At 68.8% G+C, this 13,718-nt stretch carries 16 protein-coding genes and 1 pseudogene; 10 read left to right on the top strand and 7 right to left on the bottom strand.

All coding sequences use genetic code 11. The features are described from left to right. Nucleotides 1-17: 17 nt before the first annotated feature. A complete protein-coding gene (locus AC07DS_RS31070) occupies nucleotides 18-245 on the top strand; it encodes a hypothetical protein (protein WP_479150624.1) in 228 nt (75 codons plus the stop codon). A gap of 70 nt (nucleotides 246-315) precedes the next feature. Here the strand turns inward: AC07DS_RS31070 and AC07DS_RS31065 are convergent, their stop codons facing one another. The 3 genes from AC07DS_RS31065 to AC07DS_RS31055 all read right to left on the bottom strand — a co-directional run bounded on the left by AC07DS_RS31065 (nucleotide 316) and on the right by AC07DS_RS31055 (nucleotide 2,772). Continuing rightward, the gene (locus AC07DS_RS31065) at nucleotides 316-1,158 is read right to left on the bottom strand and encodes a recombinase family protein (protein ID WP_479150622.1); all 843 of its coding nucleotides are present in this window, start codon (nucleotides 1,156-1,158) and stop codon (nucleotides 316-318) included. Nucleotides 1,159-1,438: 280 nt separating this feature from the next. Continuing rightward, complete coding sequence (locus AC07DS_RS31060; RefSeq protein WP_479150620.1) at nucleotides 1,439-2,284, bottom strand: hypothetical protein; 846 nt, start codon at nucleotides 2,282-2,284, stop codon at nucleotides 1,439-1,441. A gap of 278 nt (nucleotides 2,285-2,562) precedes the next feature. Beyond that, nucleotides 2,563-2,772, bottom strand: a complete 210-nt coding sequence (locus AC07DS_RS31055; protein ID WP_479150619.1) for a hypothetical protein — start codon at nucleotides 2,770-2,772, stop codon at nucleotides 2,563-2,565. Between the two features lie 163 nt (nucleotides 2,773-2,935). Here AC07DS_RS31055 and AC07DS_RS31050 point away from each other — a divergent pair, with 163 nt between their 5' ends. The 7 genes and pseudogenes from AC07DS_RS31050 to AC07DS_RS31020 all read left to right on the top strand — a co-directional run bounded on the left by AC07DS_RS31050 (nucleotide 2,936) and on the right by AC07DS_RS31020 (nucleotide 6,541). Then, the gene (locus AC07DS_RS31050; RefSeq protein ID WP_479150618.1) at nucleotides 2,936-3,058 is read left to right on the top strand and encodes a hypothetical protein; all 123 of its coding nucleotides are present in this window, start codon (nucleotides 2,936-2,938) and stop codon (nucleotides 3,056-3,058) included. Nucleotides 3,059-3,166: 108 nt separating this feature from the next. Then, the gene (locus tag AC07DS_RS31045; protein ID WP_479150617.1) at nucleotides 3,167-3,562 is read left to right on the top strand and encodes a hypothetical protein; all 396 of its coding nucleotides are present in this window, start codon (nucleotides 3,167-3,169) and stop codon (nucleotides 3,560-3,562) included. A 46-nt stretch (nucleotides 3,563-3,608) separates the two neighbouring features. Further along, nucleotides 3,609-3,776, top strand: coding sequence for a hypothetical protein (locus AC07DS_RS31040; protein ID WP_479150615.1), 168 nt, complete (start codon nucleotides 3,609-3,611; stop codon nucleotides 3,774-3,776). Between the two features lie 379 nt (nucleotides 3,777-4,155). Next, the gene (locus AC07DS_RS31035) at nucleotides 4,156-4,776 is read left to right on the top strand and encodes a DUF2975 domain-containing protein (protein ID WP_479150613.1); all 621 of its coding nucleotides are present in this window, start codon (nucleotides 4,156-4,158) and stop codon (nucleotides 4,774-4,776) included. Continuing rightward, nucleotides 4,776-5,000: a helix-turn-helix domain-containing protein gene (locus AC07DS_RS31030; protein WP_030938482.1), complete on the top strand. Its 225-nt coding sequence runs from the start codon at nucleotides 4,776-4,778 to the stop codon at nucleotides 4,998-5,000. The genes AC07DS_RS31035 and AC07DS_RS31030 overlap by 1 nt, the downstream gene beginning before the upstream one ends. Before the next feature lie 113 nt (nucleotides 5,001-5,113). Then, nucleotides 5,114-5,593, top strand: coding sequence for a DUF3515 family protein (locus AC07DS_RS31025; protein WP_479150611.1), 480 nt, complete (start codon nucleotides 5,114-5,116; stop codon nucleotides 5,591-5,593). Between the two features lie 119 nt (nucleotides 5,594-5,712). Beyond that, nucleotides 5,713-6,541: pseudogene (locus AC07DS_RS31020) on the top strand (IS5 family transposase). Here the strand turns inward: AC07DS_RS31020 and AC07DS_RS31015 are convergent. After that, nucleotides 6,533-6,907, bottom strand: coding sequence for a winged helix-turn-helix transcriptional regulator (locus AC07DS_RS31015; RefSeq protein ID WP_479150609.1), 375 nt, complete (start codon nucleotides 6,905-6,907; stop codon nucleotides 6,533-6,535). The pseudogene AC07DS_RS31020 and the gene AC07DS_RS31015 overlap by 9 nt on opposite strands. A 74-nt stretch (nucleotides 6,908-6,981) precedes the next feature. Between AC07DS_RS31015 and AC07DS_RS31010 the strand changes: the two genes are divergently transcribed. Beyond that, nucleotides 6,982-7,665, top strand: coding sequence for an NADPH-dependent F420 reductase (locus AC07DS_RS31010; protein WP_479150607.1), 684 nt, complete (start codon nucleotides 6,982-6,984; stop codon nucleotides 7,663-7,665). Nucleotides 7,666-7,989: 324 nt separating this feature from the next. Here the strand turns inward: AC07DS_RS31010 and AC07DS_RS31005 are convergent, their stop codons facing one another. Next, on the bottom strand, nucleotides 7,990-8,739 hold the full coding sequence (locus AC07DS_RS31005; protein ID WP_479150750.1) for a transposase: 750 nt from the start codon (nucleotides 8,737-8,739) through the stop codon (nucleotides 7,990-7,992). 94 nt (nucleotides 8,740-8,833) lie between these two features. Between AC07DS_RS31005 and AC07DS_RS31000 the strand changes: the two genes are divergently transcribed. Further along, on the top strand, nucleotides 8,834-9,379 hold the full coding sequence (locus AC07DS_RS31000) for a pentapeptide repeat-containing protein (protein ID WP_479150606.1): 546 nt from the start codon (nucleotides 8,834-8,836) through the stop codon (nucleotides 9,377-9,379). A 296-nt stretch (nucleotides 9,380-9,675) separates the two neighbouring features. On the opposite strand, the gene AC07DS_RS30995 is transcribed toward AC07DS_RS31000, so the two are convergent. Next, entirely contained in the window at nucleotides 9,676-11,208 is a 1,533-nt protein-coding gene (locus AC07DS_RS30995) for a hypothetical protein (RefSeq protein ID WP_479150604.1), read from the bottom strand. A 333-nt stretch (nucleotides 11,209-11,541) separates the two neighbouring features. Beyond that, entirely contained in the window at nucleotides 11,542-13,551 is a 2,010-nt protein-coding gene (locus tag AC07DS_RS30990; protein ID WP_479150602.1) for an NACHT domain-containing protein, read from the bottom strand. Between the last annotated feature and the right edge of the window lie 167 nt (nucleotides 13,552-13,718).

Genomic DNA, 13,718 nt, shown 5'->3' with positions numbered 1-13,718 from the left:
CGTCGAAGTCCGCACAGATGCGTGTACCGGCGCCCGCCGACGGCGACTGGGCGCGGGCAGCCGTGGCGGCGGTACGCGAGCTGTCCGCGGGGCTGGACATCAAACGGCCCCTGCGTGAGCTGGGGGCCGACCGTGACCTGCTGCCTGCCGTTGCGGCGGGCGCGATCGCGGACGCGGTGACGAAGAACGCACCGCGGCTGCCTCAGGAACGGGAGGTGCTGGACCTGCTGACGCGGGTGTACTGAGGCCCGTCGGCCGGCACATGACCTCGCGTAATCGACTGACGCCTAATCCTTGGTCATCGCGGCGCTGGTGTCACCGTGCGTGCTCGCCGGGGGCATAGTGGCGCCAGGTTCCTCCTGCCTCGGCGGCGAGCTGGGCGGTGGTGTCGTCGTGGTAGCCGAGCATGCGGGCAATCACGGGTGCGGGGGCCTGGAGAACGAGTTGGCGGTGTACCGCCGGGATGGCGTTCACGCGCAGGGTGTAGCCCTGGCCGCGTCGTACAGTCACGCCCCTGGTCGAGCACGGCGCGCTCGGCAGGCTCCAGTTCGGCCGCGCGGAGGAAGTCGGCGACCTTGCCCGGCATGTCGAGGAGGACCGGCAGCTCCGGGGCCGGGGTGTCCAGGTCGACGACGGTGTGCTCGGGCAGGAGGTCGGCGATGGCGGTACGGATGGCCCCGCGGCTGACGTCGTGCTCGCGGGCGAGGCTGGCGATGGACTGGCCGGCCAGGTACGCGGTGCGCACATCGTCGGTCTTGCCAGCAGGGACGGCCGGGCGGCGGCCGCCCTTGTTGCCCTTGGCCTCGGCGGCCGCAGTCCGTCGTAGGTCAGCTCGCGCTGAAGGTCGCGTTGGAGTTCGCCGGCGGCGGCGAGGGTCTGCACCATGAACTTCACCGTGGACAGCAGCTCGCCGGTGCGCGGGTGGCGGGCGGTGGGGTCCATCGCGGAGAACGCGCCGTCGTGGATCCGCAGGGCGACCTGGTCGCGGTGGAGGACGTCGAGCACGTCGAGGATGTGCCCGGTGCCGCGCACGAGGCGGAACATCTCGGAGATGTGCACGGTGTCACCCCGCCGCGCGTACGTGAGCAGCTCGCCGAACTTCGGCCGCTGAAGCGGGTGGAGGCGGCTGGAAGTGTCGCCCTCCTCCTCGAACGTCACAGGGGTCCAGCCCAGGTAACCCCAGAAGCCGCCGTCAGTGGATCTTGAGCGGAACGCACACGCCTTGAACGCTCGCCGAAAGGGCCGAGGGGTGGGGTCGAGAGGTGAGGGGCGGGTGGGCGGCAGAGTTCGGCGGGGCGTGGGCGCGGTTCGGGGCCGGGGGCCTCGTCGAACTCCGCGGAATGCCTTCGAGACGCCGCATCGGAGGTGACGCGGTCATCCCGTACCACGATGTCTGCGCCGGTTGCCCGGCGCTGCCGGCGGGAGGGGGACAGCAGGGTCAGGCGTTGGTGCACAGGACGGTGGCGAAGACGGTGCGTACGCCGAACGCCTTGTTCGTGGCCCGGACCGTCCAGCCGTTCGCCGTCGGGGCCGACATGGTCAGCAGCACGTCGAGGCCGCCTGACCCGCCGCCGCCGGTCGGTACCTGGTTGTCGGGGCACTCCGCATGGGCCGTTGCCGAACCCCCCGGGTCCATCTTCGCGGAGTCGCTGAATTTGAGGCCGGGCGGCTGGTTGAGCGAGCAACTGGCGATCACCCGCACGAACGAGTTCGGGGCCGCCGGGTCGGTGTTCGTGTACTTCGCCCGCGACGTCCACCCCCTGATGGTGGAGAAGTCCGACGAGCTGGCGAAGGTCTCGGGTCCGGCCTTGAATCCGCCGCCGACCACGAACCGGTCGTTGCCGCAGGACACGGTGCTGGGCCGGTTCGACTCCCCAGGTTCTAGGGGCTCGTCCGGCCCGGGCGGGTAGGTGATGTCGGTGTCGGTCGAGCAGATCGCCGTGGGGTGCAGCGTGTAGACCTCGGTGGGGCTGCTGTTGTAGGCCTGTACGCGCCAGCGGTTGTTGTCCGGGTCCGGGGCCGACTCCCTGAGGAAGATGTCGGTCGCTGGGGGGCTCTCGACTGTCGCGCCGCCCCCAGTGACTTTCGTTCCTGCCGGGCAGTAGGCCGCCGCCGTCCTGGTCTGGCCGGGGAACAAGATGGCGGGGTGGCCAGGCTCCTGGTGGGTGGTGGCGCGCGCGGCCACTGCCGGTTGCGTTGTGTCCGCCCAGGCGGAGGGGAGGGTGGCGGCGATGAGCGCGCTGGTCGTGAGGGCGGTGGTGCGGAAACGTCTGGTCTGGGACATTCGGAGCTCCCTGTGGATTGGTCCGAAGACAGACGTGTTCCCCCGCCGGGTGGGCGGGGCGGGTGGCGATCGCCTGGATGTACGCAGTCATTCACCTGTACGAGGCCCGCCTGCGCGCGGCAGCCGGGGCGTGTGTCGCGTGTGACGCCAACCTGGCTGGCGCATCGCTGGCCCAGGTCGTGGCGCCGCGGTTCTGCTCGACGGCCTCTTGGGGGCATGAAACTGGCAACCTCGCGTAATCGTGAGTCGCCTATTCAGCAGCATGTGAAGGCTCGTGCTCACCGTGAGTGGTCGCCGGGGGCATAGTGGCGCCAGGTTCCTCCAGCCTCGGCAGCGAGTAGAGCGGTGGTGTCGTCGTGATAGCCGAGCATGCGGGCGACCACGGGTGCGGGGGTCTGGAGGGCGAGCTGGCGGATCGCGGCCGCGCGTCCGCGCTGGAGGGGAAATCCCAGGCGCCGGAGGCGGAGTTCGAGTGCCTCTGCGGTCATAGGCAGTCCTGCTCGGCGACCGGGAAAGAGCCATCGGGCGTCCGGGTTGGAAGCGATCATGGTGTTCGGCCGTTGGCCCAGATAGCCCAGCAGTATTGCGGCGAAAGGGGCCGGGACTGGCGAGGGTGGGTCGCCGAGCCGGACCAGGGAACTCACCGTCTTCTTGAAGGACATCGTCGATGGTGAGCCGCGTAATCCGGGTGAGTGGCTGCGCGTAGAGAAGTACGAGCATGGCGGCCACGCGGTCCTGGAGTGGGTCATCCCCGCGGTCAATGGTCTGCCGTAGTAACGCGAGCCGGTGGTGCTGGGCGAGCGGGGCCGGATTGCTCGTGGAGCGGTGCGGGACGGTGACCGTGGGCATGTGCTGGGACCGCATCGCCCACCGCAGGAAGGCGTGAGTGAGGCGCCGGGCGGTGTAGCCGCCTGCGTACCAGGTATCGACATCGGCTTGGGTGCAGTCGGCGAGGGCGTGTCCGCGCTGAGCGAGGTGGCCGAGGAAGGCGGTGGCGAGCTGAAGCTCGTTGCGGGCCTGCTGGATCTGGTTGCCGGTGAGCGGACTGCGGTCGGCCATGGTGCGGAGACGGCGCTGGACGTGCCAAGTGGCGAAGAGCTCCAAGAGCCTGCGGTGCTCGACGTCATTGACGGTCGACAGCTTCTCGGCGAGCCATCGCTGGAACAGCAGCAGGTGCCGGTCGGCGGGTGGCAGGACTCCGGCCTGAATGAGCAGATCACGCAGATAGGCGACCGATCGCCAGGGGGCGAGCTGGCTCAAGCCCTCGTGAGTCGCTGATCGGTGGCCCGAGGCCCGTCCCTATGGGGGCCAGTTCACCGAGATCGTGCCCCACCTGACCGTCGCTGACGGTCAGGACGAGGCAGTTCTGGATGAGATTGAGGCCGAACTGGTCAGCAAACTCCCCATCACGTACCGGGCCTCGTCAGTTGACCTCTTGGTGCATGACGGTGCGAAGTGGCAGGAGAAGGCGTCGTTCGCACTCGTTGAATGAAGGGGCCGTGTGCTCGTCTGGCCCGCAGCAACGGGCAGCGGATCAGCATGAAGACGTCAGTGAGCCGAACCGATCAGGACTGTTGCTTTCAGGTGAGAGCCGGTTTCGCCGTGTGCGTCGCTGTCAGATGTCGTGGTTGGCAGTGCCCGCCCGCGCTTTGGCGTGGGCGTTTTGCTGTGTGGTGCGGGACCAGGGCACGACCTCTGGGTCCGCGTGGTGCGGGCCCGATACCGAACGGAAGGCTCAGCCTGGCCTGCGGAATCGTCAAGTGGTTCAACGCCGCCTGCCCCGCCGCCGCACCTTGAGCTTGACAGCGCCCATATCGCTTATCGATAGTATCGATAAGCGATATGGGCGCTGCGGGTGACAGGGGGAAACCGTGGGTACGAAGTCCTGGTGGAGCCGGACCGACAATCGGCTGCTGGAGGCGGCTCTGGGCCTGGCGGCTCTGCTCGCCGGCGTCTTCGGGGTGCTGCTGCCGGTCCTCGGGGTGGTCGGCGTCATCGACCCGGTGGACACCCGCGAGGTCAAGGTCGAGACCGCGACCCGGGTGCCGGGCACCGTGACCGACGCGGTGGCGGGCCACGGCATGACCCTCGCCGGCACCCACCAGGCCAACCTCGTTTTCGCTCACCCCGACCTGAGTCAGCGTCTGTTGCTCGCGCTGCCCGAGGTCATCGGCAGCCTGCTCCTGCTCCTCGTCCTGGCGCTCCTCCTTCAGATGGCCAGGACCCTGCGCGGCGGCGACGTCTTCGTGCCGAGCAACGCCCGCCGTCTGAGCGCCATAGGGCTCGCGGTGCTGGTGCAGGCGGTCCTCTCCCCGGTGCTGCCGGCGCTCACCACGGCGGGTCTGGTGAATGGCACCCCCATGGCTGATCAGATCCCCTCCTCGATTACCTTCACCGGCGAGTACGTCCTGCTCGCCTTCCTCATCCTGGCCCTGGGCGAGGTGTTCCGGCGCGGCACGAAGCTCCGCGCCGACACTGAGGGGTTGGTCTGATGCCATCAGAGGAGGAACACCGGGTTCAGGTCCACCTGGACCGGCTGCTGGCCGAGCGCGGCATGACCTTGTCCGAACTGGCGGCCAGGGTCGGGGTGACGGTGGTCAACCTCTCCGTCCTGAAGAACGACCGGGCGAAGGCGATCCGCTTCTCCACCCTCACCGCGATCTGCCGCGAATTGAACTGCCAGCCCGGCGACCTGCTCAGCGTCCGCGAGGACTGACCCCGGTCACCGGCATGGCCGGCGTTCCGTACGAGAGCACCGTGTACCGCCTCCGACCGGGTGCCTTCGCCGAAGAATGCCCATAACTACGTTACCTGGACAAGGGATTTCTCATGAAGATGACCTCTGGTCGGCGTCTGGCACAGGTTGGTGTGATCGCTATATGTGCTGCCGCTCTTGCAGCGTGCGGGAGCTCCTCGCGTTCCTACAACGTGTCGGGAGCTCCGGGGGGTGCCAGTGCCGCGTTCTCCAGTCTGGTGAGCAAGGCGCCGCAGAAGCTGGGCGGCCATGAACGCAACGATTCCGACCAGAAGGGAACTGCCGTGTGGGGGGACGGTGAGGTCACTCTCCGGTGCGGGAACATCTCGGACGTTCCTGAGTCGGCTCCATGCACGTCGGTGAAGGGGGTCGACTGGGTCGTAAACGAGAAGAAGACCCACGACGGGGTGAAGACGGTTCTGTCGTACGGGCGTAGCCCTGCGGCCGAGGTCACGATGTCGGAGCGGATCAAGGACAAGAATGCCGTGATCGGTGAAGTGTCCGGGATCGTGTCGGGGCTGACGAAGCAGAAGGCGTGCGCGAAGCAGAGCTGAGTATTTGCGGCCCGGACTCCTGTTGGCCCTGGAGGGCAGGATGCCCGAAGTGCGAAACAACGCCGCCTAAGAACTCCTAACGAAATGATCTTTGAGGTGGTTGGATCGCTCCGGGATTGATGATCTGGGGGTGCGGGGTGGCGCGGCCGAAGCCGTGGGTGGTCGATGACGAGTTGTGGTCGGTGATCGAGCCGCTACTTTCCAAGGTGGAGCGGCGGACACGGCATCCGGGACGCAAGCGGCATCCGGACCGGCTGGTGTTCCAGGGCATCCTGTTCGTACTGCACACCGGGATCTCCTGGGAACACCTGCCGCAGGAACTCGGCTTCGGATCGGGCATGACGTGCTGGCGCCGCCTGGCCGAGTGGACCGAGGCCGGGGTGTGGCCCCGGCTGCACGAGGCTCTCCTCGCCAGGCTGCGCAGCGCGAACGCGCTGGACTTCTCCCGGGCGGCCGTCGACGGCTCCCACATCCGCGCGTTAAAGGGGGCTCCAAGACCGGGCGAAGCCCTGTTGACCGGGGCAGAACTGGCAGCAAACACCATCTGATCACCGACGCCACCGGCATACCGCTCGCTGCCACCCTCACCGGCGGCAACCGCATCGACGTCACCCAACTGATCCCACTCCTTCAGGCCGTGCCGCCCGTGCGCGGCAAACGCGGCCGGCCCGGCGCCGCCCGGACGTGCTCCTTGCCGACCGCGGCTACGACCACGACAAGTACCGCCGCCTGGTCTGGGGCCTCGGCGTGAAGCCGCTGATCGCCCGCCGTGGCACCGTGCACGGCTCCGGGCTCGGCACCCAACGCTGGGTCGTCGAGCGCACGTTCGCCCATCTGCACTGGTTCCGCCGCCTGCGGATCCGCTGGGAGATCCGCGACGACATCCACGAAGCCTTCCTCACCCTTGGATGCGCCCTCATCTGCTGGCGGCGCGTGCGCTCACTCTGAGGAGGATTGGAGGGTAGCGGTGCATTCGGCTTCCTGGGCGGCCATGAGCTCATAGCCATGCTCGAAGGCCCATGCTCCGACAGCGTCGATGGGTGTCAGCAAAGTTCGCCCCAGGGCGGTGAGCTGGTACGCAACGCCCGGTGGCGCTCCGGGGTGTGCCTGCCGGTCCACCAGGCCGTTGGACTGCAAGCGCCGCAGCGTCTCGGTGAGGACCTTGGAACTGATTCCCCCGATCTGACGGCGTAGTTCGACCGGGCGTCTGGGGCCGTCGCGCAGTGCCCAGAGCACAACGGCGTTCCAGGTGTTGGAGAGGAGGTCGAAGGCGAGGCGGGCGCGGCAATCGGCGAGGAAAGCGTCGGTCGTCACGTACCAAATGGTGCCCGACAGGCCCTCTAGCGTCGTTGCGAACGGTCCGAGCACGTCCTGGGAGGGAATGCGTGATGAGAATCGGTGTACTGGGCACGGGCAACATGGCGGATGCGCTCGCCACGCACTGGGTGCGGGCCGGGCACGAAGTGGTCATCGGAGGACGGGACGTGCACAAGGCGGAGCGGCTCGCGGCACGCCTCGGGGGCAGCGCGAAGCCGGCCAGTCTGCGTGCGGCGGCCGATTTCGGTCAGGTGGTGCTGGCTGCACTGCCCTTCGGGGCGGGGGCGAGCGTGGCGCGGGAACTCCGGGCGCCCCTGCACAGCAAGGTGCTGATCGACTGTTCCAATCCGGTCGGTCCGGGCTTCCTGCTGCTGACACAGAGCGGCCTCTCAGCCGCACAGCAACTGGCCGCAGCGGCACCGGGAACCCATGTGGTCAAGGCATTCAACCTCTGCCACGAGGACGTGTGGCGTATGATGCCGCCCGTCTTCGACGGGCGGCCACTGGCCGTTCCGGTCTGTGGAGACGACGAAACGGCCCTCGCGCTTGTACACCAGTTGGTGCGGCAGGTCGGCTGCGAGCCCGTGGCAGGCGGCGGTCTCGAACGAGCGGGACTCCTGGAAGCGACCGCCGCGCTCTTCATCGGGCTATGGGCCGGCGAGGGATCCGATGCCCAAGCAATCGCACCCCCGCTGGCCTATGCCGCCGGACCGACACACGAGGAACCAGAAGACGCCGAGAAGGCTTTTCGTTAGGAGTTCTAAGTGCCCGATGATAGGTCACCAACGAGGTCTCTCCGACTGGCAAGTTGAGACTTCACGGGATCTCGCTCAACATCCGAGGGCCTCGCTTCGGGCACTCCGTGGCCCGGTCGGTGGCCGATCTGACGAAGCTCACCGGGATGTGGTGGATGTCGCGGCGGATCGGTTCCGGTGATCACGTACGAGAACACCCGCCACGTCCGGGTCGTCTTCGGGGTGGTGAGAGAGGCAGTAGTGGGCCGACCTCAGGCCTGCTTGGGAGCCGGGGCCTGGTTGACATGGAAGGTAAGTCCGGTGATTCGACCTGATTGAGCTTCTTCAGCGTTGCAGCTCCAGTGTGAGGACCGCCTTGGCGATTGACGTCATGCGGTTGGGGCTGCAGCGGGATCTGCGGAAGATCCGCCAGGACTTCAGGCGGGCGACGCCGCGTTCGACGGGTGCTCGTGCCGCGGCCAGGGCACGGTTGCGGGTCCTGTCGGTGGGAGTGAGTTCCTGGAGGGGCCTGCGCTTAATGCCGGTGGTCAGCCACGGGCCGGCGCCCTGGTAGGCGAGATCGGCCACGATCGGAACGCCCTGGCGTTCGCAGATTCGGATGATCCGGTGGGTGGGTGCGGCGGTCAGGTCGTGAGTGCGGCCCGGCAGGGCGGGCGAGAGCCATAACAGCCGGCCACCGGGATCGGTGACGACCTGCACGTTCACGCCGTGGCGCCGGTGTTTGTGGGAGTAGTCGGCCCGGCCGTCGCCGACCCGGTCGCACTCGGCGAGGGTGCCGTCGAGTAGGACGAAGTCGGGCTCGTGCTCGCGCAGTGTCTTCAGCAGACCCGGCGCACGCGCGGCGAGCAGGTCGACGACCGCGCTGGTGTAGGCGTGGGCGGTGGACTCGCTGATTCCGAACCCGGTGGCGATCTTCGCCAGAGTGATGTGTTCGCGCAGGTACACCAGTGCCACCATCGCGCGCTGGGACGGCCGGAGCTTGCAGCGCCGGTCGCCCTCACGGGTGACGATCAGCATGGTGACCCACTCCACGAGTGCATGCGGCAGGTCGAGTGCGGCAGGATGGATGACCAACGAGGCCCCCAAGCAACGAGATTGAGACGTCAGACATCTCGATCAACAGCCCGGGGGCCTCGCTTGTTGCGCTTCACGGCCCATCATCCGATCGGTGGCGACCTCGAAGAAGCTCAATGATCTGCGCTGTGACCCACCGCCCCACCCTGGAGACGTGGTGACGGAATCCGAACACGCCGAGCACGCAGCCCGCCTACGCGGACTGCTCTACCTCGCCTGCCCTGACGCCCCATTCCCCGCCATCACCGCAACCGCTGAAGCCATCGCACAGCGCGCGGAGGAAACGCCCCGGGAACCAGTGCCTCAAGCCGCTGAGCTCGGCCAACCCAAAGGCGGACGCTATACAAAGGTGGAGCTCTCCGGAGCGGATTTGTCGGGCGGGGACCTGGTTGGCGCGCACCTGACCTTCGCGAACCTGGCCGGCGCGGACCTGACCGGCGCGATCCTGATCGGTGCGGACCTGATCCGTGCGGACCTGACTCTCGCGATCCTGTTCGACGCAATCTGGGATTTGAACACTCAGTGGCCTGACGAGTTGGCATCGGTTGTCGCTGCGGAGTCCGACGTGGTGAGCCCCGGCGTCTTTCAATGGCGCGGTGGTGGACCGGCGCCGGAACAGCCAGATGTAGTTCATGTCTGACGCCTTGTGTGCCGGAGCCGCTACCACCTCGGCTTGAACCGACGCGGCTGGAGACCTGGCCAAGGACTGCAACGGCTCTGTCCTCGTAAAGCCACGGCCGAACGGCGTCTGTGGCCAACTACCCTGGTCAACGGCCTGGTCGGCTGTCGCGGTAAGTGCCCTTCCCGCACCAAGGCCCAGGAGGAATCGACCCGATCGGTTCAGGAAAAACACGCCTGCCGCGTACCTCTGTGACACCGCAGGACGCCCCGCGGACGAGCGAGTCGCCGACGGGGCGGCCTGGGGTTCGTGACAGGTCAGGCGGTGGCCAAGCCGGGGACTCCGTCCGCGGTCGTGCCGGGTGCGAGGAACTCCTGCAGGGCCCTGCGCCGGAACGCCCGGGCCCCGTCCTCGAAGTGGGCGTCGGGATCGGTGGCGAGGTGGGCGTGGGTGAGGTCGGTGACCCAGTCGGCGACCTCGTGACGGCCTTCCAGCGCGTCCAGGGCCTCCCGCAGACGCAGCCGTTCGGCGCCCTCGGAGGCGCGGCGTGCGCGGTGCAGGGCTTCGGCGATGCAGACGGCCCCGATGTGGAGGAAGTCCCGGTACTCCGGCCCGCCGCCCCGGAGCCGTTCGGCGGCCTGGTCGACGGTGAGCGCGCCCCCGCTGCGCTCGGCGAGGGCAGCAACCAGGTGGTCCTCCTTCGCCTGGCGTTCGGCCTTGAGGCGGGCGGAGTCCTCCGCATAGGGCATGTCCGGGTGGTGGTCGGTCACGCACCGGCCTTCCTGAGTCCAGTCGTGCGCCCAGGCGTCGGGGTGGCGCGGCCCCCACGTGTCGGCGAAGGCGTAGCGGCCGCCCGTGCCGACCCGCAGCAGCGTCGCCGCGATACCGGCCGGGTTGCGGCCGCCGGTGAACCAGGCCAGCGAGACCCACCCGTCGCGCTCGTTCCACACCGTCAGCTCGTAGTGCGGCGGGTGCTTCTCGTCGGGGAACCACGCGGGTTCAGGCGTGGGCACGGGGGAGTCCAGGCGCCCCGGCGGCCAGGTGTCGAACGGCAGGTGCGGCACCTTCGACCGGTCGGGGTCGGCGTCGGCCCGGTGGACCCGGCTCGGCAGCACGGATCGGTCCGTGGTGAGGTGCTCCCAGACCTCGGCCCGCAGCTCCCCGCAGTCTCCTCCGGCCGGAGGCTCGGTGGTGTGCAGCCGGTGGGCGACCAGGGCATCGGCGAGCTCGCGAGCCTTGTCGAGGCCGGTGCACCAGGCCTTGGTCCACCAGCGAGGCGCGCCACCCCAGTGGTCTTCACCGACGATCCCGTCCGGGACGGTGTAGACGCGTACCTCGTAGGGCAGATCGGGGCTCGGGCACATCGGGTCCAGCCCGTCGGGGAAGTCGCCGGGCTTCTCGACGGACCAGCCGTTGTGCACGAACCGCCAGAACGGCTCGTCGTTGGACTGCCACACCACCGGCCACAGCGCGGCGACCTCCACCCGCCCGTCCGCCGTGCGGTACGGCACCGGCATCCGCGTGCCCTTGTCCACGACCCCCACGGGCGCCGGGACTTCGCGGATGAGATAGCCGTCGGCGGCGGGCTCGGCCACACCCCAGCGCTCCCCGGTGTGGCGTCCGGCGGGCCGGCGGGTGTCCTCGGACCAGATCACCCGCACGGGCACGACGCCGTGCTCGGCGACGACGGCGGACAGCGCGTCGACCGTGATCTGCTGCCACCCGTACCGGACCGCGTCCGTCGGCGCTGCTGCCGCCTTCCGCAGGCGCCAACAGGCGTCGGTGTACGAGATGCCCTCACGGTCGCGCAGGGCGCGGGCGGCCTTCTTGAACTGCTTGTCGCTGGCCACGGAATTCCCCTTCAGACGGCGGAGATCCCACGCATCCCCGCCACAGGCGTCGTGACCACGGTCGGACGGGCAGGTGCGGCACGTGAGTCGGAGACCCTCTGTCCTCGGTCGCCACCCCCGGCGTGGGCGGGAGCTGGCTCGGAGTCGGGCCGACGTGTGGCGGCCGGACTCCACCGTAGTGGGAACCACTGACAACACTCCGGGGAAACGGCAATGCGGCCGATCATGGGTGGTGTTGTGCGAGGTGGCGTTGGAGGTCGAGGTGGCGGAACTGGTAGACGGCTCCTGCTTGGCGTAGTACGCCGCGTCGCTCGTGGGCGTCGGCCAGGAAGCTCATGAAGCGCCAGGGCACACGCCCCGTGTGATGCGCGCCAGCAAGAACTGCATCCACACCGACCGGGCGAGTGCAAGCATGAGGCCCACCGCGAGCCCGGCGCCGAGTCCGTACCCGAGCGTGGCCCCGAGAGACTCGAACCAGTACCAAAACGGGGACCTAAGCGCGATAGTGAGCCCGAACGCGAGCGCGCCCAGGATCCCCATCGTGAGCGTGAGGGCCGAGAAGGTGCGCCGATCCCGGGCCAGGACTGTGCCTGGTCCCACCGCTTTGCCGAGGTCGGGGTGTACCGACCGGAGCCCGCCCATGAGCGCGAAGGGGAGCCCGCCCGCGAGTCCGGCCAGGAGCCCGTACCTCAACCCACTATTGACCCCGACCGCGTGCCCGAAATAGAGGCCGAAGGTGAGTCCGAAGGTGAGCCAGGACTTACCTCTCCAGCTCCAACGGATCCCTGAACTTGGGTTTCTGTCTCGTGCGGCCGCGGTGATGAAGGCCGCTAGCACTGCGCACGGGAACCCGACTCCGAGCCCGGCCCTGAGCCCGCCCTGGGGCCCGGGCAGGAGAAGGGCCCTGAGGCCGAGTGAGAACCCGACCGTGATCCAGACTGCGGTCCCGACCGCCAGCGCCCGCCCATATGCGGGAAAGGCTTTAGGGAGTTCCCACCACGCGAGGTTGGGGGTGCCGTGGAGGGTTTGTTGGAGGTGGTGGGCGAGGAAAGCGAGGGTGCGCTGGGCCTGTTGGGTGTTCCAAGGTGTGGGCTGGGCGGGGTGGGGGCGGTAGGCGGCGGGGATGAAGGCGGTGAACAGGTGGGTGTCGATGTCCTGGCGGGTGGGGAAGCGGGCTTGGTCGAGGAGTTCGTCGGGGTCGGACAGGTCGGGTAGGTCGGAGAGGTGTTCGTCGGGGCGGGGGTTGTAGATGGTGCGGGCCAGGAACAGTCCGAGCGGGGTGCTCAGTGCCAGGGAGATGGGGGCGCCGGTGCCCAGTGAAGCGGTGACCCGCCTCCAGCGGGCCGCGGCCTTCGTGTCGGGACCTCCGGCGTCGCGTTCGAGGTAGGCGGCAGCTTTCGCGGGATCCAGCGGGAGGAGGCGGATGCCCGCAGCTCCGTTGAGGAGCACGGTCACCCCTGCTGGTGTGGTCACGGCACTTTGGTACTCGGCGGTGCGGCTGGAGAGCACCAGCGGCTGCCGGGCCGGCAGTGCCTGGTTGACGGCGTGCAGGGCACGGGCGCGCAGGTGTTCGGGGAGTTCGTCCAGGCCGTCGAGGATGGGCAGGACCAGCCGCTGCGCAAGCAGGGCGCGCGCCTGGGTGCCGGTGCCGGCCTGTGGGGTGCCGGCGGGGGCGAGGGCGCATAGAGCGGGGTGGTCTCGGGCGAGTTCGTCGGCCATCCACGTGTACAGGTCCTGCCGGGCCGGGTCCCAGGAAGCCAGGGGGAACAGGACCGGGACGGGGCCGCCCGGCGGGCGGTGCTCGAGCAGGCCCAGCACGAGGCGGATGAGGCGCATGGTCTTGCCAGCACCGGGCTCGCCGAGGACCACAAGGCGGCGGGTGGGGACGCGCTCGAAGACCTCGATGATGTCGCCCCCCTTGCCGGCCAGCCCTGCCGTGCCGCGAGCCCACGCGGAATCGGCTCCGGGGCAATGGCCGGGCCAGTCCTCGGCCAGCTCCCTCAGCTGCGTCCACGATTCGACGAGTTCCGCGTCGGCCGCCTCCCATGCGACCGGCAGCGGGAAGGGGTCGTTCAGGCGGCGCAGCTGGGCCTCGGCCTCCCACTGCTGGCGCACCGCCTGGGCGAGCTGGTCGGCCACGTCCCCCACATGGGTGGGCGCCAGTTGGGTCTTGCTGGAGCGGAACACGTCGGCTACTGCGGTGGGCAGCGTGAGCAGGGCAGTGAACGCGGAGACCACGGCGACCAGAGAGTCGACCTTGTGGAAGCGTGCGATGTACCACGCCAGGAAGGCAACAACCAGGACGACAAAGAGCAGCCTGACCTGCTTCGGTACACGTTTCACACAGTGATCATGCGGGAGCCTGGACGGTGTTCCGGGGATTTGAGTCCGCTGACGCCTCCGGGCCGGGGAGTGATGAGCCTGCGCTGATCCTGCCAGGGGTATCGGCCAGCCGACGAAGTGCGGCTTTCGGGGTGACGGAATGCCCGGAACGGGGTCAGCGGGCCGTG

Source organism: Streptomyces sp. NPDC044064, assembly GCF_056434245.1.
Note: the sequence above shows the minus strand (reverse complement) of the source record. Positions and strands in the feature narration are given on the sequence as shown.